The organism is Pseudomonas sp. St29, assembly GCF_001547915.1.
GTDB lineage: Bacteria > Pseudomonadota > Gammaproteobacteria > Pseudomonadales > Pseudomonadaceae > Aquipseudomonas.
Genome location: NZ_AP014628.1, coordinates 3386585 through 3410021 on the forward strand (window position 1 = coordinate 3386585; position 23437 = coordinate 3410021).

Genomic DNA, 23437 nt, shown 5'->3' on the forward strand with positions numbered 1-23437 from the left:
CAGTCAAAGGGGCAAGCGGTTGTACAGGTTATTGGAGTTCTTCGACGGTCACCGACGGTGCTGCTACGCCCTGGGCGTGGTGCTCGCGGTGGCTGCGGCAGTGGCGCTGGGCAACTACTACCGGCTGCAGGTCGAGGACGTCTACCAGGCCAGCCTGCAGTTGCAGACAAGGGAGCGCGCCCAGGACCTGGAGCAATGGAAATCCAGCGGTTTTGCCATTGGCGCGCTGTCGATCCTGGGCCGTCACAACCCGGCGCTGAAGCGGGTGGTGCTGGAGCCCCGGCCCTCGGCCGAGCTGATGGAGCGGGCCAGCATTCCCCTCAAGACCCTGTCCATGGTGGTGGGGGCCAACCACGCGTTCGTGCTCAACCGGGACGGGGTGGTGGTGGCGGCCCATGATCATCAGGGGCGCCTGCCGCTGGGGCAGAACGTGGCCTTCCGGCCCTACTTCAAGGTGGCCCTCAAGGGCGGCACCAGTGTCTACGGGGCAATCAGCGTGACCACCGGCACCCGCATGTTCTACATGGCGGTGCCGATCTTCGAGTCGCGCACCCGACAGGACCAGGTGATCGGCGTGCTGGTGGCGCGCTTTGACGGCGAGATGCTCGATGACAGCCTGGGCAAGCCCCACAGCGACGACCTGAAGATGATCCTCTCGCCCAGCGGCGTGGTGCTGGCCGCCAGCGCCCCGGCCCTGGTGCTCAAGTCCGACCGGGCCTGGCCGTGGAACTGCTTCACCGGCGAGATCCGCCGCCAGTTCAGCGACTATCCGTTTGCCAACGGCGTGCCCGAACGCTTGCCCTTCGATGCCCGGCAGCGCGTGGTCACGCTGGACGGCCGGCGCTACGGCCTGTCCCGGGTGGAGTTCGACTGGAACGACCCCAGCGGCCCCTGGAGCCTGATCTCCCTGGGCGACCTGGATGCGCTGTTGCCGGTGGAACAGGTGCTGCTGCTCGAAGCCTTGAGCACCCTGGTGTTCCTGCTGTTGCTTTGGGGCGGCCTGCGGCGGCTGGCCGATGCCCGGCGGCACAAGCGCGACGTGGCGCAGATCGAAGAGAGCGAACAGCGCCTGGACATGGCCCTGCAAAGCGGCGCGCTGGGGCTGTGGGACTGGAACATCAGCCAGGGGACGGTGATCAATAACGATGTGTGGCTGCAGATTCTCGGCTACAGCAAGCAGGAAATGCAGCAGACCTTCGGCCATGGCCTGGAGCGCTGGGTGTGCCTGGTGCATCCGGACGACTATGGGCCGGTCATGGCCCGGCTCCAGGCCCACCTCAACGATGAAGTCGGCGAGTACCGCGCCGAATACCGCATGCGCCACAAGAACGGCCAATGGCTGTGGGTGCTGGACATCGGCAAGATCATGCAGCGTGACGCCCACGGTGCCCCGGCGCGGGTCACCGGGGTGCTGCACGACATCAGCGAGCGCAAGGCCGTGGAAACCCAGATCCAGCAGTCCCGCCGCGACGCCGAGCTGGCGACCCAGGCCAAGTCGGAGTTTCTCGACTGCATGTCCCACGAGATCCGCACCCCGCTGAACGCCATCATCGGCATGGCCCATCTGGCCCTGGACCTGCCCCTGGAACGCCAGCCCCGGGACTACCTGGAGAAGATCGACCGGGCGGCCAAAAAGCTGGTGGGCACCATCAACGGCGTGCTCGACCTGTCGAAGATCGAAGCCGGCAAGCTGAGCCTGGAGCAAGTCGGCTTCAACCTGCGGGAACTGGTGGATGACGTGCTGCTGCTGGTGCGCCAGCGCGCCGCGGACAAGGGCCTGCGCTTGCTGCTGGAGATCCCCCCGGCGCTGCCCAGCCATTACCTTGGTGACCCGCTGCGCCTGGCCCAGGTGCTGACCAACCTGGTGGACAACGCGATCAAGTTCACCGAGGCAGGCCAGGTCTGTATCGGCGTGTGCCTGATGCGCCAGTGGGACGACCGGGTGCTGCTGCGCCTGAGCGTCACCGACACCGGGGTGGGATTGAGCGACGAGCAGCAGGCCCGGCTGTTCAATGCCTTTGTCCAGGCTGACCGCTCCATCAGCCGACGCTACGGCGGCAGCGGCCTGGGGCTGAACATCGCGAAGAAAATCGTGCAGATGATGCAGGGCGATATCGAGGTCAAGAGCCAGCTGGGGCAGGGCGCGGCGTTCCACTTCACCGTGCAGTTGCAGTTGCCCCAGGCACCGCTGGCCGGTAGCAATGGCGCGCCCAGCCGCGCACCGGGAGCGCGCCCGGTCAGTGAACATGCCCGGCTGCTGGCGGGCAGCCGGGTGCTGGTGGTGGAGGACAACCCGTTGAACCGGGATGTGTTGCAGGGCCTGCTGCGGCAGGTGGGGGTGCAGGCGGTGCTGGCAGCCAACGGCGCCGAAGCCTTGCGCCTGTTGCGCGCCGCGCCGCACTTCGACGCGGTGCTGATGGACTGCCAGATGCCGGTCATGGACGGCTTCGGCACTGCGCAGCAGATCCGCGATTGTCCGCACTGGCAGGCGCTGCCGATCATTGCCGTGACCGCCTGCAGTCCGGCCGATGTGCAGGGCAGGGCGCTGGCGGCGGGAATGAACGACCTGCTGAGCAAGCCGCTGGACGTCGACGAACTCTATCGCACGCTGGTGCGCTGGATCAGGCAGCTGGACCTGCCGCCGGCGCCACCCCCGGCCCGTCTGCCCGACAACGGCCCGGGGCGGGTCTATCGAGGCGTCGACCCGGTGCTGGGACTGGCGCTGGTGAACCAGGACCTGGCGCTGCAGCACAAGCTGCTGGCCGGTTTTCGCCACAGCCAGCAGTCGATCATCGAACGCCTGCGGCTTGCCGAGGCGGCCGGGGACTGGCAAGCCATCGGCTTTTTGGCCCACAGCCTGCAAGGGTCGGCCGGCAGCATCGGCGCTACGGCGGTCAGGCACGCCGCCCGGCAACTGGAGGAGCAGTGCGCGGCACGGGCCGACCTTCGACCGCCGATCGAGCACCTGGCGCAGTGCCTGGCACCGCTACTGGCCGACCTGCAGGAGCTGCCGCCCGTTTCCGACGGTCAGCCGGCACCGCCCCATCAGGCGCTGAGCGCCGAGCAACTTCTGCAGGTGGAGCGGCTGGCCAGCGTGCTGCGCGAGCACAATGCCCAGGCCCTGGCGCTGATCGATGCGCTGTGCGCGCAGCACCCGGGCAGCGGCTTGCAGGCGATTCAGGAGCAGATCTACCGGCTGGAGTTCCAGCAGGCCCATGACCTGCTGCTGGACTGGCGCGCTACCCGGGCCTAGCCCGCGTCCCGGGTCAGGGCCTGATAGCGGGCCATGCGGTCGCTGCAGTGCTCGACCAGGCACTGATGCAAGGCGCGCAGCGACGCGGTGATGTGCGAGCGGTGCGAAACCACCAGGCTCAGCGGCGCGGCATCGGACTGCCAGCCGGGCAACAGCGGGCGCAGGCGACCGGCGAGCAGGTCTTCGACCACATTGAGCAGCGGCAGGTTGACCACGCCCTGGCCGGCCAGCGCCCAGCGCCGCGCCACGTCGCCGTCATCACAGCAGAAGTGTCCCTGCACCGGGACGTCCTCGACGCTGCCGTGGGCATGGAAGCGCCAACGACTTTCCGGCCGGCCGATGCTGTGGCAGATGATGCATTCGTGTTCGCTCAGCTGTTGCGGCGAGGTGGGCGCGCCATGTTCCGCCAGGTAGGCGGGCGCGGCGCAGGCGATGAACGAGTGCTGCTTGAGCACCGGCAATTCCACCAGGTCCAGCGCCAGGCTCTTGCCGTAGCGCAATGCGGCGTCGAAACGGCCCTTGAGCAGGTCTTCTTCCTTGTCGCTCAGCGCCAGCTTGATGTACATCTGCGGCCGCTCCTGCTTGAGCCGGGCCAGCATCTCCAGCAGCAGGTTGCGCCCCAGGTCGGAGGACACCGTGAGTTCCAGCATGCCGTCGTCGTGGCTCAGGGAGCGCTTGCCGGCGGCGAGAATCTTCAGGGCGTGCTGGGCGCTTTCCAGGTAGCGGGCGCCTTCGGGGGTGAGCTTCATGGTCCGGGTCGAGCGGGTGAACAGGCGCACGCCGAGTCGGTTCTCCAGGCGCTTGAGCCCCAGGCTGGCGGCCGCCGGAGTGATCGACAGGACGCGAGCGGCGGGGGACAGGCCCTCCAGCTCGGCAATCAGAATGAACAGCTCCAGGTCTGCGAAGTTAGGCATGGGCGAGGGTCACAGTCCGTTCAAGGGGCATGAAAGGTCTGTGCCGCATTCAGCAAGGCCGCCGAAAGCGCTTGCGGATCACCGGCGATGCACGGCTCGAACCCCGGTTGCCGGAGCATCCGCGCCATGGCCCGGGCGTGCCGCGCGGGGAGGGCTTCGGCACTGGCCTGGAGCAGGCTCAGGTGGTAGTCCAGCGCCAGGGCGAACAGCCGGGCCGCCAGGGGCAGCGGCTCCGTGCTGTCCTGGCTGGCGGAGCCGCGCAGCAGTGCATCGGCGTGGGTGAGTTGCCAGGCCAGGTTGAGGATCGGGTCCTCGGGCTCGGCTTGGGCGAGAATCTCCTCGATCAGCAAGCGGCTGCGCACCAGGGCCTGATCGATCGCGCTGCCGGGCGGGTTGAGGCCCATCAGCGCCAGGCAGGCGGCACTGCGAAAGGCCGCGGGGTCGCTCTGGGTCACACTGCTGTCCAGCACGATCGCCAGGGTCTCAAGCAGCGCCTCAAGGTGGATCTGCCGGTTGTCGGCCAGTTGCAGGGCCAGCGCGCCGATGAACCCGTCGCGCATGTCGGTGCCGGCCGAGGGGCCGCTGCCCGCTTGCGGGCCATGCAGGGGCTTGTTGCGGTATCCCAGTTGCGTGGCGACCCGGGCCAGCACCACCGGCGGCGAAATCGGCTTGGCAATGTAGTCGGCGGCCCCCAGTAGCAGGCCCAGGCGCTCGTCTTCGACACTGCTGCGCGAGGTCAGGAAAATCACCGGGATGGCGGCGGTCGCCGGGTGGCTCTTGAGCTCGCTGAGCACCTGGAAACCGTCCATTTCGGGCATCAGGATATCGAGGATGATCAGGTCGGGGCTGGCACTGCGCGCCAGGGCCAGGCCGCGCTGGCTGTCCTTGGCCAGCAGCACCTCGTATTCACTGGTCAAGGCATTGGACAGCAGGATCAACGATTGCGGATCGTCGTCGATCGCCAGGAGGGTATAGGGCTTGGGAGCATGCTCTGCGGGCATGACGAGGGGCCTGGAAAAAAGAGGCCGGCAGTCTAGCGTATTTGGCCGATCCAGGCCTAGCGCGCCGCCGGCAAGGTCACGGCCGCGGCCGCGGCCGGCCCGGGGCCTTATTCCAGGTGTAAGCCCCTTGCTCTCACGCCAGATTGATAAAGATCACGACAAGCATGCCGATACTTCGACAGTACTTCAGGTCACGGCATGCTGTTTTTGGCGATGAGCAAGGAACACAAACGAATGTCTACTCGTGGGAATGTGCTCAAAGCATCGGACGTGACCCTTTGCGCCCTGGTGTGCCTGGCTGGGGTGGCCATCACGCTATTGGTGTTGATCCTGTTTGTCGGGGCAGAGCAGCGTACCGTCAGCGTTGCCTTTCAACTGGAGTCAGCCTGATTGTCGTGTTCGGAACAGGGTTGTCGCTGCTGTTGACCTTGATGGTGTACTTGCTGATTACCCAGCGCGCCCGCGCCCTGTCGCTGGTGGATGAACGCACGCAAGACCTGCGCGTGCTGAACATCACCGATCACCTGACCGGAGTTTATAACCGCCGATACTTCGAAGAGTTGATGGCGCGCCTGCTCGTCGAGGCGAACGTGCAACACCGCCCGCTGTCGCTGATCATGTTTGACGTTGATCACTTCAAGCACATCAACGACCGCTGGGGCCATCAATGTGGCGATAAGGTTCTGCAGGCGTTGTGCGCCCGAATAGGTTCGGCAACACGGCAAACCGATCTGCTGTGCAGAACAGGCGGAGAGGAGTTTGCGTTGATCTGCCCGGATAGCGAGCTGGACCATACAAGGCTGCTGGCAGAAAAGCTTCGGGCGCTGATAAACACCCAGCCCTTTGAGGATAGTGGCCGGGTGACTTGCAGCTTCGGCGTTGCCACATGGATTGCGTCAGAGTCGTTCGACTCCTTCATTCGGCGTGCCGATACCGCGATGTACCGTGCAAAAGCAATGGGCCGGGACCAAGTCCAGGCGGCCGACCGCTAGACGCTCGGCAGCCCGGGCGACCAGGATCAGGCACCAGAGGCCGCAGCGCCCCGGCAACCTAAAGCAGGGTGGCTTGACGACCAGGGTCGCTGCAGTGCAAGGCGATCAGCCTGCTGGTGGAGCAATATGATCGCCGGGTGGATGAGCCTGGATGAGGCCGTCACTCAGTGCGCCGCGCAAGGTCCGGAGAAGCAGGCATCGGGTCGCCAGGTCATAGGGCGCGTGCTTGGGCAGAGCGTCGAGAGCGGTCATTCGGCAGGTTCTCAATGGCCTGCGGGTGCCGCTTCAAGGCCGTGCCGTCGGCATCGAACAGATGCAGGTTGTCGATTTCCAGCTGCAGCTCGACTCGATCACCTGCCTGCCATCCGGCGTTGACCTCGCAGCGACAGACCAGCGGCTCGTCCTGATCGGTTTCGAGGTGCGCGTAGGTTTCGCTCCCCAGGTACTCGACCCCGGCCACGACAAGGCCGCCGGTTCCTTGCGCGGCCTTGAGCGACATGTGCTCCGGGCGAACCCCCAAGCTCAGGGGCGTGCCGGCCGTCAGGTTCGAGCTGTCGAAGGGCAGGGCGGTCATGCCCAGCACCGAGGTCTCCACCCGGCTGGTTTCGCCGGGAGCGTGCAGGCGCGCCGCCAGAAAGTTCATTCTGGGCGAGCCGAGAAAACCGCCGACGAAGCGGCTGGCCGGGCGTTCGTAGAGTTCGCGAGGCGAGCCGACCTGCTCCACGTGACCGCCATTGAGCACGACAATCTTGTCGGCCAGGGTCATGGCCTCCACCTGATCGTGGGTGACGTAGATGATGGTTGAGCTGAGTCGAGCGTGCAGCCGGGCGATTTCGTTGCGCATCTGCACCCGCAAGGACGCGTCCAGGTTTGACAGCGGCTCATCGAACAACAAGATGTCCGGCTCCCGCGCCATGGCCCTGCCCATGGCCACACGCTGACGCTGCCCTCCGGAGAGTTCCTTTGGCTTGCGTTGCAGCAGTTTGTCCAACTGCAGGATTTGCGCCGTTTTCAGCACCCGCTCGCGCAGGCTGCTTTTATCCGTCTTGGCCAGCTTGAGACCGAAACCGATGTTGTCGTAGACGCTCATGTGCGGGTACAGCGCATAGGACTGAAACACCATGCCGACGCCGCGCTCGCGCGGCTCCAGGTCATTGACCCGTCGTCCATCAATCAACAGGTCGCCGGCGCAGATCGAATCCAGTCCTGCGATCAGTCGCAGCAGGGTCGACTTTCCGCAGCCCGAAGGGCCAACGAACACCACGAACTCACCCGCAGCGATCTCCAGGCTGACGTCGCGAAGAATCCGCGCGCCGCCCAATTGTTTGTTCACCTTATCTAGCTTCAGTTTGATCACGATGCTGTTCCTTGTAGTTGTTGGGCATCAACCCTTTAAGGCGCCGGCGGTGAGACCGGAAACGATTCGGCGCTGGAAGATCAGCACCAGGATCACCAGGGGCACGGTGACCAGCACCGATGCCGCCATCAACAGCCCCCAAGGCAGCTCATGGGGACTCCCGCCGGAAATCAGGGCGATGGCGACCGGCACCGTGCGTTGCGTGTCGGTGAGGGTGAAGGTCAGGGCAAACAGGAACTCGTTCCACGCGGCGATGAAGGCCAACAAGCCAGTGGTGACCAGGGCAGGCCAGAGCAGCGGCAACAGCACGCGGGTCAGCGTGACCCAGGGTGAAGCGCCATCCATGATTGCCGCTTCTTCCAGTTCATGAGGCAGTTGCCCCATGAAGGTGGTCAGCACCCAGACCGTGAAGGGCAGGGTGAAAATGCTGTAGCTCAGGATCAGCGCCCAAGAGGTGTTGTACAGGCCCAGAGCGCGGATCACTTCGAACAGCCCCGACAGCACCGCGACCTGGGGAAACATCGACACGCCGAGCACCATCATCAAGACCGTGCCACGCCCCCGGAACTTCACCCTTCCCAAGGCATAGGCGGCCGTCACACTGAGGAACAGCGCCAGCGTCACCACGCACAGTGCGACCAGCAGGGAGTTGCCGATCGCCCGCAGGAATGAGGCTTGGTGGAGTACCGTCGCGTAATTGGAGAAGTCGGCAGTGCCGATCCAGTAGCTAACGTCGAACAGGGCGCTGGACGGCTTGAGCGACGTCACGATGGCGTAATAGAAAGGGAAGACCGCATACAGCAGCACAATCCCGATCAGGCACCAGAATCCACAGCGCCACAGGGCTTTCTTGAGGAGGCGCGGGCTCATGCTCGAACCTCCATTTGACGGCGTCCGAGGTAGAGATAAAGCATGGCGATCAGCGCAACGACCAGGAACAGCAGGGTCGAGGCTGCGCTGCCATAGCCGACATCCTGGAACTCCACCAGGTGTTGGCGGGCATAGACCGACATGCTCATGGTGCTGGACGAATTCGAGGTCAGCACATAGATGACGTCGAAGACCCGCAGGGAGTCGAGGAGGCGGAAGATCGTGGCCACCAGCAATGCCGGCATCAACAGCGGCAGCGTGACGCGCCAGAACACTTTCAGCGGATGAATGCCATCGACCCTGGCGGCTTCGTAGCAATCGCTCGGCAACATCTGCAAGGCAGCCAGCATCAGCAGCGTGACAAAGGGCAAGGTCTTCCAGACGTCGACGATGATCACCGCCCACATCGACAGACCCGCGTCTGCCGTCCAGGCCAGAGGCGCGTCAATCAGGCCGACGCTCAGCATCATGTGGTTGATGATGCCGAACTGGTCATTGAGCATCCACGACCAGATCTTCGCCGAGACAATGGTGGGAATCGCCCACGGAATCAGAATCAGCGCACGCACCAGGGAGCGACCGGTGAACTGGATGTTCAGCAGCAACGCCAGCAACAGCCCCAGGACGACTTCCAGGCCCACCGACACCAGGGTGAAATACAGCGTGTTGTGCACGGCGTTCCACCATTGTGGATCGACCAGGATCCCCGACCAGTGGGAACCGTCGTGGAACAGATAATTGCTCATGCCGACAAAGGCGCCGCCACGGGTGTCCGCGAGGCTGGCGTCGGTCAGGCTGAACCAGAATGTGCGCAGTAGCGGCCAGGCGGCCACCAGGGCCAGGCACAGCAGCATGGGCGTCAGAAACAGCCATGCGGCGCGTACTCGGCGACGCTGCATGGGCGTTTCCCGGGTGAGCAGGCGCTCGTCACAGGAGGCATGGACAGTAGAGACAGACATGGTGATTTCCTTCCTTGGGGCTTACCAGTTCCGGCGTTTGATGCGCGTGAGTTCGCTTTCCAGTTCGGCCAGCGCCTGATCGACAGGTAACTCGCCCGCCAGCACGCCATGCACTCGGTCGAAGAACGCATTGGAGACCCGTGGATAGCGATCGGCGGTTATTGCGGCGGGGCGCATGACCCCATCGTTGAGAATGCTGTGCAGCTGGGCGTAGTAAGGCATGGCCGCGAGCAGCTCGGGGTCCTGATACAGGGACTCGATAACCGGGTTATAGGCGCCGATCAGGGCACGATGCTTTTGTTGCTGGGCGCTGGTCAGGTAGCTCACCAGCTCCGCGGCCAGTTGCGGATGGGCGCTGTAACGCGATACCGCCAGGCCCCACCCGCCGAGGGTGGATGCATGGTTGCCGGTCTCGCCGCCGCGGGGCAGGGCAGCGACGCCAACCTGGTCTTTCACCGCACTGTCCTGGCTCTGCACCAGGGCCCAGACGTAAGGCCAGTTGCGCATGAACAGTGCATTTCCCGACTGGAATACGCCACGCCCTTCTTCCTCGGTGTAATTGAGCACGCCACGCGGGGAGATGTCTCCGACCCAGCTTTTTGCCAGGTTCAGGGCCGCTCTTGAGGCTGGACTGTTAACGACGATGTCGCCTTGTGGATTGACCAGGCCGCCTTGCGCTTGGCTGCTGATCCACTCCAGCGCATTGCAGGTCAGCCCCTCGTAGGCGCGACCCTGAAATATGTAACCCCACAGATTGGGATGACCGGCGCTGCGTTCGGCCTGTTGAACCTCCCTGGCGGTCGCGGTCATTTCCTCCCACGTCTGGGGCACCGGCTTGTTGTACTTCTCGAGCAAGTCCTTGCGGTAATACAGCAGCCCCGAGTCGGTGAACCACGGCATCGTCACCAGCCGTCCGTTGACCGTGGCGTTATCGACCTGTGCCTGGAAGTAGCCCTGGGTCGCGTTGGCAGGAAGCACCTCGCGCAGATCCAGCAGGTGTTTGGCCAGCATCCCCGGCCACACCATGTCGATTTGGATGATGTCGATGTCGGTGGACTGTGCACTGAGGATCTGTTGGTAGAACGACAACCGCTCGGTCGCCGAGTTGGGCGTGGAAACCACCTCGACGTGGTTGCCGGTCTGTTTCGACCACGCCTCGACGGCCTCTTTGCAAAGTTGCAACTCGGCCCCCACCGCGCCGCAGGAGATCGTCAGATCGGCTGCGCTGGAGACGGATGGAAGGCCGGCACAGAGGGTGAGTAACGCTGCTGGAAGGAGGGATTTGAGCTGTTTCATGTAGGCCTCTTTATTTTTGTTTTTAGAGAAGTTAACGTTAACACGGCAAATGTAACAGCGTATTTTCGATAAGGCATCTTTTTTTGTGGGTTTGGACAGTTCACCACTCGCGAAAAAAGCGGCCTGTCCCAGGAACACGACAATAAAAATAAAACAGGGAAATCCACATGCAGAAAGCATCAAGATGGCTACTGGCAGGCGTGCTCAGCACCTCGGCGGCGGCCTCTCAGGCCGCGACTCTGGAAGAGCGCATGGCCGCGTTCGAGGCCCGTGCCAGCGCCGCGGAAAAACGCGCGGCGGCAGCCGAACAGCAAACCCAGGCACTCGCCAGGGAGTTGCAGCAGATCAAACTCGCCACCTCCGCCTCGCAGCCCGCTGCGTCCACCGCATCCCAGGCAAGCAATCCCGTGGTGGACACCCGACTGGCCAAACTCGAAGCCCGCCAGGAAAGCATGGAAAAACAGGCCAGCACTTCGAACCTCAGCAATGGCTTCAGCTTCAACGGCTATGCCCGTTCCGGACTGCTGATCGACGAGGGGCTGGGCGGTGGCCGTGGCGGACCCTATACGACGCCGGCCGGCTCGGTGGGTGGGGCAGTGGGGCGACTCGGTAACGAGGACGACACCTACATGCGGATAGACCTGTCGAAAGAAATCTATGCGCAGAATGGCACCCGTTCCAAATTCACCGTTTCCATCGCCGACGGTGTGGAAAGCTCCAATGACTGGACCGCCGACGAAAGCAAACTGAACGTGCGCCAGGTATTCACCGCGCTCGACCATATCGCTGCGTTCAAGGGCAATTCCGTGTTCGAGAACGCCACCCTGTGGGCAGGCAAGCGATTTGATCGGGACAACTTCGATATTCACTGGCTGGACTCGGACGTCATCTACCTGGCCGGTACCGGCGGTGGAATCTACGATGTGCAGATGAACAAGAACTGGCGCTCGAATTACTCCTTGATTGGGCGTAGCTATGGGGACTTCAGCCAAGCAGGCCTTAACGCCGATGTGGCGAGCTACATCCTGACGTCCAACCAGTTCTTCGAGGATGGCCAGTGGCAGTGGATGTTCAATGGCATCGGCGCGAAGAAAAACGATTTCGCTACCCGCACCAATAAAGCCGGTTTGACCCCCGCGGATTCCGGCCTGCACAGCATGCTGGCCAATCACCAGAAGAACTTCTTCGGCAGAGAAGGCTTCCTCAAAACGGCGCTGCTCTATGGGCAAGGCCTGGGCGCGGAGGTCAAGAACGTCGGCTCGGATGGCGAATTGATCGACGAGGCCCGAGCGCTGCGCCTTGCCCTTTACGGCGAGACCCCCATAGCACCCGACTGGCGCATCGGGCCCAGCGTGCTGGCCGAACAGAGCACCGACAGATACGTCAAGGGCGACGACTACCGCTGGCTGACCCTGAACGTGCGCTTGGCCAACACAATCAATAGCAACTTCGAGATGGCCTACGAAATGAGCTGGCAAACCATGAGCCTCGACCCCAAGGGCTATCTCCAACGTAATGCGGTTGACGGCAATTTCTGGAAATTCACGGTCGCCCCGACCTTCAAACTCGACGTGGGAGACCTACTCACACGTCCCGAATTGCGAGTGTTCGCAAGCTACATGAGTTGGTCGTCCGATCTGGACAGATACAGCTCCTCGGACGCCTTCGGCAAGTCGGACTTCAACGCCGGAGGTGTATGGCAGTACGGCATACAGATGGAAACCTGGTTTTGATAGTTGAACGCGCCGGCAAACATGCCTTGCCGGCGCTGGATCGGAGCTCAGCCGAGCCGGCACGGCCTTACTGGGTGATGGTCATGCTGCTGGTGGCCTGGACCGAGCCGTAGCGGATGCGCGGATAAGTCGGATCGGCGTAGCTGAAATCCATCACCGTGCCGACGGAGCCGAAGTACAGGGCCTGGCAATTGAAGTTCACCGCCACCTGGCCGCCGTAAGGGGTGACCCCGATGGCGACCTGGGTCGGCCCGGTCCATTCGATCTTGCACCCCAGCGTGCCGCCTGCTGCGCCGGCGTTGTATCCGCGACAGTTCAAGGTGGCGTTGCCGTTGCTGGTATTGGGAAAGCCCGCCCATTTGGCGATGGCCAGGTTGGCCGAGCAGGACGTGTTGACGCTGCTGGCGCCCGGGGCGAGCTTGTAGACTCCGGACGGTGGCGCAAGCGTTGCCGTGACGGGCGTCAATGGCAGGGCGGCAAGGCTCGATGCCGCCTGGTTTTCCACCACGGTGGTGGGCGACGGCGGAAGCTTGCACACCACCACGGCGCCGACGTCGTCGGACTTGTTCAACTCACCCAGCGCCGTGATATCGGCGCCGCCCTTCGACTCGCAGAAGAGTTTGCGTAACTGGGCTTTTTCTTCGCTGTCCGATGTGGACGAGGCCTGGGCCAAAGGTGCAAGGGCCAGACCAATGACGCCAGCCATCAGCACGCTTGAAAGTTTCATGATCGATTCCTTATCGAGGTTATGACTGGCTGCACCCTATGAGCACCAGGCGGTTTTTTTCATGACAAAAGCTCGGGTGTTGCGCGCAAACAGGGCCGCGGGGGTTTTGTCCTTTCGGGACTTGACCTGATGCCGCTATCTGCTGTTGAATGCGCGCCCTAAAGCCTCTGCAACCTTTTCTCCAAGTGGTGAAGCCAGTGCCCTACGCCAGCCAACACGCCTGATACCGACGACGGTCCATCCTGCCTGATGGCTGCCCGTGCCTATGCGCGGCGGCGCTTCATTGCCATGCCTGCCTGATCATGTCGTTGGTTTTTCTCTGTCTTCGAGGACAAACCCATGCACATGGATATTCGTGCCACCGCGCACAACCTGGAACTGCTCAAATACCCCCGCACGCCCCATCTGCAAGGCTCGCGCCTGCAAGATGGCGACACTGACACTGGCCAGGTGCGCTATGCCGCTCTAGCCGGGCAGTGGCTGGTGGTGGAAGAAAAACTCGATGGCGCCAACGCCGGCATCAGCTTTAGCGCAAGCGGCGAGTTGCGCCTGCAATCTCGCGGTCACTACCTCACCGGCGGTGGGCGCGAGCGCCAGTTCAATCTGTTCAAGCAGTGGGCCGTGGCTCACGAACACTGGTTGCTGGAGCGCCTGGAAGATCGCTTCGTGCTGTATGGCGAATGGCTGCACAAGAAGCACTCGGTGTTCTACGACCGCTTGCCACATTATTTCTGCGAGTTCGATGTGTGGGACCGCGCCACAGGGCTGTTCCTCTCCACCGCGGCGCGCCGGTGCCTGCTCGAAGGAGGGCCGGTGCTGTCGGTACCGGTGCTGTACGAAGGCCCGGCGCCGCGCCGGCATGCCGAGCTGATGGCGCTGGTGGGCGATTCGCTGGCCAAGACCGAGCGCTGGCGCGAGGTGTTCGAGCAAGTGGTGCGCCGCGAAGGCCTCGACCTGGTCCGTGCCTGGCGCCAGTGCGACCGATCCAGCCGCATGGAAGGCCTGTATCTGAAGCTCGAGGACGAGCAGCAGACCCTCGGCCGGCTCAAGTGGGTACGCCAGGACTTCGTCCAGGCCATCATCGATGCCGACCAGCACCATGCCAACCAACCCTTCATCCCCAATCAACTGGCCGACGGCGTCGACCTCTATGCCCCGCGCCTGTCCATGGACTGGCAGGGCCCACGCCACGGCTATTGAAGGAGCATCCCGATATGGATATTCGACAACTGCAACAACTGGTCCCCGAGCCGGGGCGCGATATGGATGCCGCCGCCTGCCTGGCGGCCATCCCGGCCCTGGCGCGCCTGGCCGATACACCGCAAGACCCGACCTACCACGCCGAGGGCGATGTGTGGATTCATACCCGTCTGGTGGTCGAAGCCTTGCTGGCCCAACCCGCCTACCAGCAGGCCAGCGCCGAGCAGCGCTTTGTGCTGTTCTTCGCCGCCCTGTTGCACGATATCGCCAAGCCCGACACCACGGTGATCGACCCGGATACCGGGCGTATCGGCCAGCCCGGTCATTCACGCCGGGGCGCGGTGGATGCGCGGCTGCTGTTGTGGCGCGCCGGTGTGCCGTTCGAGTTGCGCGAGCAGATCTGCCGCATCATCGCCGTGCACCAGGTGCCGTTCTTCGCCCTGCAGGGTGATCGCAGCGGCCGCAGCGCTGAGTTCCTGTTGCACAAACTGTCCTGGGAACTGCCGCTGTGGATGCTCTGTGCCGTGGCCGAGGCCGATATGCAGGGTCGCGACTACGCCGGCAAGGCCGATGTACTGGACGCCATCGAACTGTGGCGCGAACTGGCGCGGGAGGAGGGCTGCCTGCACGGGCCGCGGGCCTTTGTCGACGACTACACACGCATTCAGTACCTGCGTGGCGCCCGGGTACATCCCGACTACCCGCTGCACCCGCCGCAGGGCTCGTCGGTGGTGATGCTCTCGGGCCTGCCGGCCAGCGGCAAGGACACCTGGACCGCGCAACATTACCCGGAGCTGCCGGTGGTGTCGTTCGACGACGCGCGCCAGGCCCTGGGCCTGCGCCACGGACAGAACGAAGGTGCTGCTGCGCATTACGCCATCGACCGGGCCAAGGCCTTGTTGCGCGAGCACAAACCCTTTGTGTGGAACTCCACGCACCTGTCGGCGCAGATGCGCAACCGCACCCTGGACTTGCTCTACGGCTACGGCGCCGAGGTGGAAATTCTTTACCTGGAGCGGCCCGAGGACGAGATCATGCGGCGCAACCAGAAGCGCGACACCTCGCTGCGCAACGAAGATATCCGCCGCATGTTGTTCAAGTGGGAAGTGCCGCTGCCGACCGAGGCGCATCGGGTGGTTTATCAGGCGGTGGAGGGGTGAGTGGCACTTACGTTCCCAATATAAGTCCGTTCTTCATTAAAAGCTTTCAAAGTTCTATAGCAGAGCAAAAGAAAATAAATTAATGACTTAACAAGTACGGATGGAGTCCCTCCTAAAAATGAAGCTTACAGATATCTACAATAAAATAATCAGCGAAGAACCGTACAACGACATGGATGTATTTTTCGAGAGCTATGAAAGCTTTGAAGAAATTCCACTTGTGTCAAGATACAGTCGCTTAAAGCTCTTGAAGGATGAGCTGGGCGACAGCGGGGCTTCTAACTTTCTGACAGGGTTCGCTGTGTTTCTTTTGAATACTTTAAGATTGTTAGAAGTATCTAGAAGTGAAAGTGTGTTTTTTGCCGTGACCTTTACAGACTTTGCGGGGTTGGAGGAACAAGGCATTCTCATACCTAATGTATTTATTTATCCAAAGCCGGCCTCAGTCGGATTTTTGGAAAAAATACGAAAAAATGATGGAGGTCTTGAGTCATGGGAGTTGCAGGAAGTAAAAAGGTATTTTTCCAACTGTGGGGTAGAAACTGCTTTTGACTTTTATGAAAGTAGATTTCATGACGCCGTTTGCGCTGAGGAAATTGTAAGGGTCTTTGCTGTTCCCAGGACTTGTTGAGTGCAAAGAACTCGTCCCTCTAGAAGAACGACAGCAAGACGATGATCAACTCGCTGAACTGCGTCGTCTGCGAGCAGAACTCAAGCGCGTCACTGAAGACCGCCGCGTACTTGGTTGTCTGATCCGCAATCTGCACGCGCTAAAGACGATCAGCGATTACTGGGTTTGATCAAGCATTCCTGGCTGGAGAGCGGCGGCGTTTATGGCTATCGCAAAATCCATCACGATCTGCGCGAGGTCGGTGAAGATTGTGGTCATCATCGTGTGGCGATGGCGGTTTGGAGGCGTAAACCTAAGCAAGAGGTGATGATTCATTCCGACCTAGGCAGCCAGTACAGCAGCTCCGATTGACGAAGATTTGATTGCCAGTAAGAGTCGCCGAGGCAACTACATCGAGATGTTCTACAACGTAAAACGTCGGCATGGCTTCAACAATCAGCTGTCGCCGGGGGAGTTTGAAAGCGTTACGCAATGAGTTTGTAAGGTGTCTAAAAAAAACGGGGCGATTCACAGATCAGCATTCCATGGCTCATGATGTAAAGCGCTTTGGTCGTAGGACTCTGGAAATTCTGGCAGCATTCAGTGGGCTCAATTGAGGATCTTCAGGAACGGCTGCTTGTTGATGATTGCGGCATGAGACTTTGTCTTTAAAAAATCCACCAGATCACCTTGGCGCTGCAGGAGCATGACGATCTCCTCCAGTGAACACAGGAACGTCGTTCTGTGGTTCAGAAAGTCCGCGCATTGCGTGATGGCCGGTTGGGTGAATTCACTATTGGAAATGAAGATACCTGAGGCATCTGCTCGACCCATCACTCTCACAAGATGGGGCCCAAAGTCCGACACACCCACAGGATCCTTCAGCCACTTCATCTCCACCAAATGGATCTTGCCACCCAATTCGATCACTCCGTCGATCTGTTCCAGTACGGTGGCACCATCCAGCGGCTTGCGAACGAAGTTTTCTCTGACGTGGATGCCATAGGCTCGGAAAAGATCATTGAGGACGCTCTCAAGGAGCTTTCCACGCTCCTGCGGTCTGTCACCCATCGAAAACAGGCCAAATAGCCGGGACTTGATGCCCTCGATTTCGTTGCGTTTTTTTACCGCCTGCTGCTGCTCCTCACGATGGCGTGCTTGAGTCTGTTCACGCTCGAAATCTCGCTCCTGCCTCATCCGGGTGAATGCGTCTTTTGCGTTGACCGCCTCACGGACGCTTGCCACCAACCCTTTGGCTTTGAGCCTTTCGTTCTCCCAGCAGGATTCAAAACTTTCGAACTGGGTCACTCGCTTGATGATTTCGCGCCGAGCCGCAAGTCCGCTGTCACCTCGCCGGTTTAAGCGGGTCAGCACGTCACGGGCAATCTCGAATTTGTTTATGGACTGAGGGGCTTTGGAGAGAGTGGTGCGGGTGTCACGGAAGTCTGCTTCATCTACGCCTGCACCTTCGAAAAACAGGATGACGTCCTTCTTGGATTTGACTAGGCGAGGAATGGCCTCCACCAGGAGCTCTAAGATGTCGTGAGGGTAGTGAAACTGCTCAGCCATGATACATCCCCTTATCCGTAACCTCTGAGAGCTTGCCAGTAGCCCTTTTAGATCATCATGACGGGGGGGCATGGCGAGGTAAATCCCTACGGAGGATGTCTTCAGTATGTCCGCTGAAGGGGAGAAGAGTGGCTTGCGCTAAGTAAGCTCACTTGCTAGATTTGCGTTGCGCTGGGTAGGCGCATCTCACCCGTCATGAAAGCTGGAAACGGTACTACCTGTTGTTTCTTTTTGCTGAAGGCCCCTTTTTTCGAGGCCCCAATGCAGCGTAGGCGGGTGGCGTTGCGGTAGGGCGGAGAAAAAACATGAGCACTACCCCCGACGTACGCGCGTCCACCCTTCCTGGGATCAAGCGTAAGGCCAAATCCCTTGGCCGCGATCACAACCTTCCTCACCGTGCGGCCCTGGATGCTTCTGCCAGGCTGTCTGGCTTCGAAAGCTTCCAACACGCTCAGAAAGTGCTTCAGCACGATCAACGTGTGCATCGGATGCACAGCATCTTCCTGTCTGCCTACTGGCGTGATTCAACTGTCAGGGCGTCATCGGGCCTCGAAATTCTCGAACTGAAATTGCCCAGGCCGTTGGCAGAATTCCTGAGCAGGTATCAGTGTGAGTTTGCTCAGAATCTGCAGGGTTTCTTCTTCGAGTATTCCGACCACGTTGAAATGCGCAGTAATGCTGACAGCCAGGCGCGGGCGAAAGAGTTGCTGACTCGCGCGGCATTGGTGTTGCAGTTCTTGGAAGCAGCTCGGCTTCGGCCAGCCACGACAAAAGCTCATCGCAAAGCCATGGAAAGGGCCGAGCAACTCCCTCATTGCGATCACGTGACGCGGTGGATCTGCGAGGGAAGTGGGGATTGGCTCATGCTGGACGAGCCCTACGATCATGTGGCGAGGAAGAGCGAAACTCAGGCGCGTGATGCATGGGTGCGCTCCAGCGGCCTGCATTGGGCCAAGCCGGAATGGGAAGGGTTGTATTACCCGGGCCACGCGGTACCGTACTTTGTGGCCGGAGACTCGGAACTGCTCCGCAGAACAGTTGCGACCGTTGAGCGGCTGGCGGAGCAAAATCGTGCCGGCATCGCTTCTTGGGCCTTCAGCTCCCAGCCCTACAACGGCCAATTCGTGAGTCCCGCTCGCGAGCGTGATGGTAAAAAACGCAAGCCGCGCCCAGGTACTACATACGGCTTCAGCAAAAACGCTGTTGAGTACAGTTGGCAGGAAGGGTATGCATCGCGCTGGCGCCCAGCACAGCAGATGAGCATGGAGAACCACAAGGAAATTGGGCTCACGCTCAAGCGTCTCTATACCTCAACCATGCCACTGGAGGCTCACGCGAGGCTTGAGGAGATACAGTCTGAGCTTGAGAACTGGATGTTCGCCGAGTACCGGTTGGAGGATCGTGACGATGTCGATGTCGATATCTACTACGGTGCTGACGGGCTACAGAGGTATTCGGGTGTCGAGGCTATGGTCTCAGCGGTTGACCATGTGCGTTCAATCTTGACGGGAACGTATCTGGACTCGAAGCCGCTGAGGGATTACCTCAAGAAGCTCGACTCGGCTCGGCAGTTGATCCTTGCGGCAGCTGGCTGAAAGCTCAATGGCCGGTGCGGTAGCGCGTCGGCTTTCTTTGAGGTCATTCTGAGAGTTCAGGGCCGGCGTTGAGGCATCGTTTCCACCATTGGCTGGCTGTTAGCCATGGATGGAGCGGTCTACCAATGGAGTGAGAGAGCAACCTCTCACTCCTTGATCGGCGCGGAGAGATGTGCGCCTCAGTCCGTCAGTGTTTCACCTCCCCCTTGAGTGGCCAGCCCTCAGGCACCAATGCTGGAGGTTTGCTCCAGGGCGCCTCTACCAGAGATTTCTGGAACCAGTCATCCCGGAGATTGGCATGCTCGGTGATGATGATCTGGAAGCCTGGCACGTCCTCGACTGTGAACTGGTACAACAGGTTGAACAGCTTGCGTACCGAGTCCATGTCGGCATCGGATTGCTCGGTGTTCGAAACCGTGCCGTCGACCGCTTTGTAGGACTCCTCTGAGGGGAAATACACTTGAGTCGGCTGATCGATCACCAAGAAGCGCGGCATGGGTCGATTACTCTTGACGCAGTACCAATGCAGGGCGAGCAGTGCAGAGAGGTGATATGCCAGGTAGTTCTCGCCGCCGCCTGTCCGAGCCATGGGCACAGAGCGCTCTGGACGATCGAAAATGATAGTCAGCTTCTTAAGGTCGAAGCGGGCCGGGTACGCACTGAACTCAGACTCGAAGCGCTTGTTATACAGATTGAACTGTGCCGAGATGCTGTTCAGGATCGACGCCAAGCGTTCGTCGACATCGACATCGGCCAGTGCCTTTTCAAGCTCCTGGACGCGCATTTCTCGACGACGATAGTCTGCCTCTTGCTGTTTCAGCGAATTGTCGGGGACGAAGCCTTCAAGAAAAAAGCTGATGCGCCCCACGACATGCTTGGCAGCGTCGCTTTGCTTTTGCGCGTTGGCCAGCACCGTACTGGCGGCGATTGCGGCTGTTAGCTCTGCCTCTTTCTCGGCAATCGACTTACTCGTGTCTTGAAGGCGTTGGTTTTCCCCCGCCAGGTAGCCCTGAATCTGCGGGCGTTGTCCCATCACCGTCTGCATCTCTGCTTCCAGAGAAGCCAGTTCGCCGATGAGCGCTTGGGCTATGGGAGTTTCCATGGCCAAGTTCTTTTCGGCGAAGGGCCACTGCCATTCACCTGTTGTTGCATTCTTCGGAAGTGACTTGATGGATAAGAGGCGGTCGATGTGCTCCGATGCCTCACTCTGGAAGCCGCCGGCACGCCGTTCGAATATTTGGCCCGCCTCAATTTTGGATTTGATCTCGCGCTTGGTTTTTCTCAGCCTGGCCAGCTCAGCCTCCAACATGGGTACCTTGTCCTCAGGCTGGGCATGCGGTTTAGCGGGCGTCCACTGCGCTGCTGATTTGAGGGCAGCAATGACTTCTTCGACCTCCCCGATGGAGGACTCTTGAGGGAGTATTCCTACCGCCTTGGCTTCAGTCAGCAGGGCGATGGCCTGGTTTCGATTGTTGCCCACCGCCTGCTTTGCTTGCGCCAACAGCTTTGCCTGGGCTCTCAAATCTCGCTGAGCTGTTCGAAGCTTGGTCTGCAGCTCGTATCGCTCGTTAGTGGAGGCACCCAGCAGAATGGGAAGCGTATCTTTGATCGCCTGAGGCTGGAACGGCTCGTTCTGACGATAGAAAAGCTGATCCTTGTTGGTGACCAGGCCCTGCCGTTGGAAGAGGTAGTAATATGAATGCTTGATGGAGGCTTCGTAGCTATTACGCGTGTGCTCCTCCGCCACCTCTGTGCGGTTTTCAGGAATGCCCAGCTGACGTGACAGCAACGAAGTGACGGCGATGTCGTCCGTGTTGATCACAAGCTCGGAAAACTCTGGAGGCTGCACGAATTCCCCGGTGCGAGTCATGGCCAGGCTGCAGCTCGCGCCGCCTGAGCGTGGGGCTGGTTTCGCGACCATGACCTGCACGTCCGGAAATTGAAAAATCACTGCGAACCAAGACACCTTGTCCTGGATAACGCCATCCGAGACGTTGAAGTTGGATTGGCCCATGCAGTATTCGATGATGTCCGAAAGGGCGGATTTACCTGTCGACGAGCGTCCCGTGATGATGTTGAGCCCATCGACTTCGAAGTTGACGTCGCGACGCTGGCCGTCGTGGCTGTATACATGGATGGAGCTGATTTTCATGGTCGAATTCCAAAAGCGGTGTACACCGTAACCCTGTCTGCAATCTTGGCGAACTCTCTCCCCAGCAGAGCCGCTGCGCGTTGGCACGCCACTGATTCCTCGGTGCCCTCGATGTCTGGTTTGACCCTCCTGGCTTTCGGAAGGAGTCGTCCCTGCGGGGTGACTTCGAAGCAATCGGTGTAGTGCGCCAACGCAAATGCCTCGAACGTGAACGGCAGCATCTCGGTTACCCGCTCGGCCAGCCCGATTTGCATCTGGGGGTATGTTTCCACCGTCTTGAGCAGATAGCCCTTGTAGTGCTTGAGCAGTGCACTGCGAGATTCGTGGTGGAGACTCAGTGGCAATATCAGCAGTGACATCGAAAAGGGCATGCCCTTGGGATCTACCACCGAATAAGCCTTGAGCGCACGCATCAGGACTACTGCGCAGAAGGCAGGGTTGAACAGATTTTTGGTCTCAAACGGACGCTCATCCCAACGAATCATTCAGTTTCTCCAGCAGCCTTGGATAGGCGATCCAGAAGCTGTGGATGCCAGTAAACGGTGGGGTAGGGGCGTTTGTTGGCGAGAATCTGGTAGCTGCCGCGAAGTACGTAAGGCTCCGTCACGCGTGCGCGGATTTTCAGGTGAGCAAGCTTCTGGGCTTCCGTCTCTGCCCAGGTAAAGAGCTTCTTGCCGACGGCAATCAGTTCCGGATCAGAGTAGTCCTCGATTGGCGCATTGAGCGCGTCATCGAACAGGACGTCCTTGGTGCGCTCCCACTCATCCGTCAGCCGCCTTTCATAGCGGATGATTTCTTCGTAGCCCACCAGGCGCTGCCTTGCCCAGGCAGAGCGCTGCTCAAATGCTCTGTAGTAATCCAGGATCGCATTGCGGATGCGGCTGGGGCTCAGTTTTAGATCACGCAGTTGACTCACGAACAGCCGGGTATCGGTACTAGCATCAATGGGAGCTATAGGCGTCGCGTCCTCAAAGGTGATGGGAAGATTGTCATCCTTGTACTCCTCACTGAAGGTGAACAACTTCTCCGAAACGTCTCGGCCATAAACGGGCTCGCTCTGAAGGTTACACAGCATCTGGATGATCAGGTCATTCCACCATCCCTCCAGCCGCTCAAAGACCGCATCCCGGTGCTCGGGGCGTATGGGCCTCATTTTCTGGGCCTTGATGAGCGCGGGGAGGTCGCCGATCCGAGGGGTGCTATCAATAATCGTGATTCTCGATACGAAGTCTTCTTTCTCCAGCGCTGTGAGCTTCGAAAACAAGTCCTTGATCTTGGTGAACGATTTCGACGTACTGGTGGCGAGCGTGCTCTCTGTCAGTTCCCACAGGCTTGGCTTCGCCTGGGTTACATCGGCGCCGTACAAGAAGAAGTTCAAGAATGAACTTGGTGCAACGGACGATGTTGTGAACAGGAAAAACTGGTAGTCGGACTCAACCCGCCCGTTATCCTGGTAACGGGTTAGCCAAATATTGACCGACTTCCAGAAGTCGACGGACAGGTCATTCAGACGTTCCCCTGCCGCCTTATGTTTGAGTGAGGCCAGTGTCTTCTTACCAGAGGACTCCAGGAAATCCAGGTCATCCTCCATCTCGATTAGAATCGCGGTGTCCTCAGGAAGCTCTAATGCCTGATACAGCGCAAAGCGGGGCTGGAAGATGTAGCCCAACCCCTGTTCTCTGGCGCTATAGGGATCGTTGTCTTTCTTTTTGCCTGCGGAGTCATTGCTTGCTACAGCACTCATAATTCAGCCCATATTCCAAGGTCGTTCATTCGAGGCTTTCTGGGCCCGGAATGGGGGCGAACCGAATAGGTCGATCGCCTTCTGCTGCGGTTTCGCACGCCACAAGCAACGCCTAATGTGTGGTGGTTGATTCCTGTCTGAGTGGCGGTGGGCATTGAAGCGAGAGCTTGCCCACGAAGCCACCACGTCTTGCGAGTGAAAAGCTGGACGGCGCCCGGTGAGCGCGTTGAAACGACGCTGGCACAGGAAGAGGTCTGGGTAGGATCCGAGAACGCCCAAGAGTCAGAGCAGTGGCCCTGCACGGA

The 23437-nt window shown here is 60.5% G+C and carries 19 protein-coding genes and 1 pseudogene; 9 read left to right on the forward strand and 11 right to left on the reverse strand.

Annotation, left to right across the window (positions count from 1 at the left end):
- Nucleotides 1–31 precede the first annotated feature (31 nt).
- Nucleotides 32–3253 carry an ATP-binding protein gene (locus tag PST29_RS15180; RefSeq protein ID WP_060843564.1) on the forward strand — a complete coding sequence of 1074 codons (3222 nt, stop codon included), beginning with the start codon at nt 32–34 and terminating at the stop codon, nt 3251–3253.
- Here PST29_RS15180 and PST29_RS15185 read toward each other — a convergent pair.
- Together PST29_RS15185 and PST29_RS15190 are read right to left on the reverse strand one after the other, a co-directional pair.
- On the reverse strand, nt 3250–4167 hold the full coding sequence (locus PST29_RS15185) for a LysR family transcriptional regulator (RefSeq protein WP_060839236.1): 918 nt from the start codon (nt 4165–4167) through the stop codon (nt 3250–3252). The genes PST29_RS15180 and PST29_RS15185 overlap by 4 nt on opposite strands.
- A gap of 20 nt (nt 4168–4187) precedes the next feature.
- Nucleotides 4188–5168: a response regulator gene (locus tag PST29_RS15190; RefSeq protein ID WP_060839237.1), complete on the reverse strand. Its 981-nt coding sequence runs from the start codon at nt 5166–5168 to the stop codon at nt 4188–4190.
- 234 nt (nt 5169–5402) lie between these two features.
- Here PST29_RS15190 and PST29_RS32185 point away from each other — a divergent pair, with 234 nt between their 5' ends.
- On the forward strand, nt 5403–5558 hold the full coding sequence (locus tag PST29_RS32185; protein ID WP_162492863.1) for a hypothetical protein: 156 nt from the start codon (nt 5403–5405) through the stop codon (nt 5556–5558).
- A 20-nt stretch (nt 5559–5578) separates the two neighbouring features.
- On the forward strand, nt 5579–6160 hold the full coding sequence (locus PST29_RS15195) for a GGDEF domain-containing protein (protein WP_232513246.1): 582 nt from the start codon (nt 5579–5581) through the stop codon (nt 6158–6160).
- Nucleotides 6161–6371: 211 nt separating this feature from the next.
- Here PST29_RS15195 and PST29_RS15200 read toward each other — a convergent pair whose 3' ends face one another.
- Genes PST29_RS15200 through PST29_RS15215 form a run of 4 tightly spaced genes read right to left on the reverse strand, consistent with a single transcriptional unit; the run spans nt 6372 to nt 10642 of the window.
- On the reverse strand, nt 6372–7517 hold the full coding sequence (locus tag PST29_RS15200; protein WP_060843565.1) for an ABC transporter ATP-binding protein: 1146 nt from the start codon (nt 7515–7517) through the stop codon (nt 6372–6374).
- 27 nt (nt 7518–7544) lie between these two features.
- On the reverse strand, nt 7545–8387 hold the full coding sequence (locus PST29_RS15205) for a carbohydrate ABC transporter permease (RefSeq protein ID WP_060839253.1): 843 nt from the start codon (nt 8385–8387) through the stop codon (nt 7545–7547).
- The gene (locus PST29_RS15210; RefSeq protein ID WP_060843566.1) at nt 8384–9346 is read right to left on the reverse strand and encodes a carbohydrate ABC transporter permease; all 963 of its coding nucleotides are present in this window, start codon (nt 9344–9346) and stop codon (nt 8384–8386) included. The genes PST29_RS15205 and PST29_RS15210 overlap by 4 nt, the downstream gene beginning before the upstream one ends.
- A 21-nt stretch (nt 9347–9367) precedes the next feature.
- Complete coding sequence (locus PST29_RS15215; RefSeq protein WP_060843567.1) at nt 9368–10642, reverse strand: ABC transporter substrate-binding protein; 1275 nt, start codon at nt 10640–10642, stop codon at nt 9368–9370.
- Nucleotides 10643–10809: 167 nt separating this feature from the next.
- On the opposite strand from PST29_RS15215, the gene PST29_RS15220 reads away from it, so the two are divergent.
- Entirely contained in the window at nt 10810–12375 is a 1566-nt protein-coding gene (locus PST29_RS15220; protein ID WP_060839256.1) for a carbohydrate porin, read from the forward strand.
- A 67-nt stretch (nt 12376–12442) separates the two neighbouring features.
- Here PST29_RS15220 and PST29_RS15225 read toward each other — a convergent pair whose 3' ends face one another.
- Nucleotides 12443–13102 (reverse strand): hypothetical protein, encoded by a 660-nt coding sequence (locus tag PST29_RS15225; RefSeq protein ID WP_060843568.1) that lies wholly within the window; start codon nt 13100–13102, stop codon nt 12443–12445.
- Nucleotides 13103–13441: 339 nt separating this feature from the next.
- Here PST29_RS15225 and PST29_RS15230 point away from each other — a divergent pair, with 339 nt between their 5' ends.
- The 4 genes and pseudogenes from PST29_RS15230 to PST29_RS31810 all read left to right on the forward strand — a co-directional run.
- On the forward strand, nt 13442–14302 hold the full coding sequence (locus PST29_RS15230) for an RNA ligase family protein (protein ID WP_060843569.1): 861 nt from the start codon (nt 13442–13444) through the stop codon (nt 14300–14302).
- A gap of 14 nt (nt 14303–14316) precedes the next feature.
- Nucleotides 14317–15462 carry an AAA family ATPase gene (locus PST29_RS15235; protein ID WP_060843570.1) on the forward strand — a complete coding sequence of 382 codons (1146 nt, stop codon included), beginning with the start codon at nt 14317–14319 and terminating at the stop codon, nt 15460–15462.
- Nucleotides 15463–15580: 118 nt separating this feature from the next.
- Nucleotides 15581–16093: an Imm15 family immunity protein gene (locus tag PST29_RS15240; RefSeq protein WP_232513247.1), complete on the forward strand. Its 513-nt coding sequence runs from the start codon at nt 15581–15583 to the stop codon at nt 16091–16093.
- 25 nt (nt 16094–16118) lie between these two features.
- A pseudogene (locus tag PST29_RS31810) lies at nt 16119–16568 on the forward strand (IS3 family transposase); the annotation flags it as partial.
- 113 nt (nt 16569–16681) lie between these two features.
- On the opposite strand, the gene PST29_RS15245 reads toward PST29_RS31810, so the two are convergent.
- Entirely contained in the window at nt 16682–17641 is a 960-nt protein-coding gene (locus PST29_RS15245; RefSeq protein WP_060843572.1) for a restriction endonuclease, read from the reverse strand.
- 305 nt (nt 17642–17946) lie between these two features.
- On the opposite strand from PST29_RS15245, the gene PST29_RS15250 reads away from it, so the two are divergent.
- Entirely contained in the window at nt 17947–19236 is a 1290-nt protein-coding gene (locus PST29_RS15250) for a DUF5623 domain-containing protein (RefSeq protein WP_060843573.1), read from the forward strand.
- A 187-nt stretch (nt 19237–19423) separates the two neighbouring features.
- Here PST29_RS15250 and PST29_RS15255 read toward each other — a convergent pair whose 3' ends face one another.
- Genes PST29_RS15255 through PST29_RS15265 form a run of 3 tightly spaced genes read right to left on the reverse strand, consistent with a single transcriptional unit; the run spans nt 19424 to nt 23132 of the window.
- Nucleotides 19424–21388: a DUF3732 domain-containing protein gene (locus PST29_RS15255; protein WP_060843574.1), complete on the reverse strand. Its 1965-nt coding sequence runs from the start codon at nt 21386–21388 to the stop codon at nt 19424–19426.
- Nucleotides 21385–21873 carry a three component ABC system middle component gene (locus tag PST29_RS15260; protein WP_016968197.1) on the reverse strand — a complete coding sequence of 163 codons (489 nt, stop codon included), beginning with the start codon at nt 21871–21873 and terminating at the stop codon, nt 21385–21387. Before PST29_RS15260 ends, PST29_RS15255 begins: the two co-directional genes overlap by 4 nt.
- Nucleotides 21870–23132: an ABC-three component system protein gene (locus tag PST29_RS15265; protein ID WP_060843575.1), complete on the reverse strand. Its 1263-nt coding sequence runs from the start codon at nt 23130–23132 to the stop codon at nt 21870–21872. The genes PST29_RS15260 and PST29_RS15265 overlap by 4 nt, the downstream gene beginning before the upstream one ends.
- Between the last annotated feature and the right edge of the window lie 305 nt (nt 23133–23437).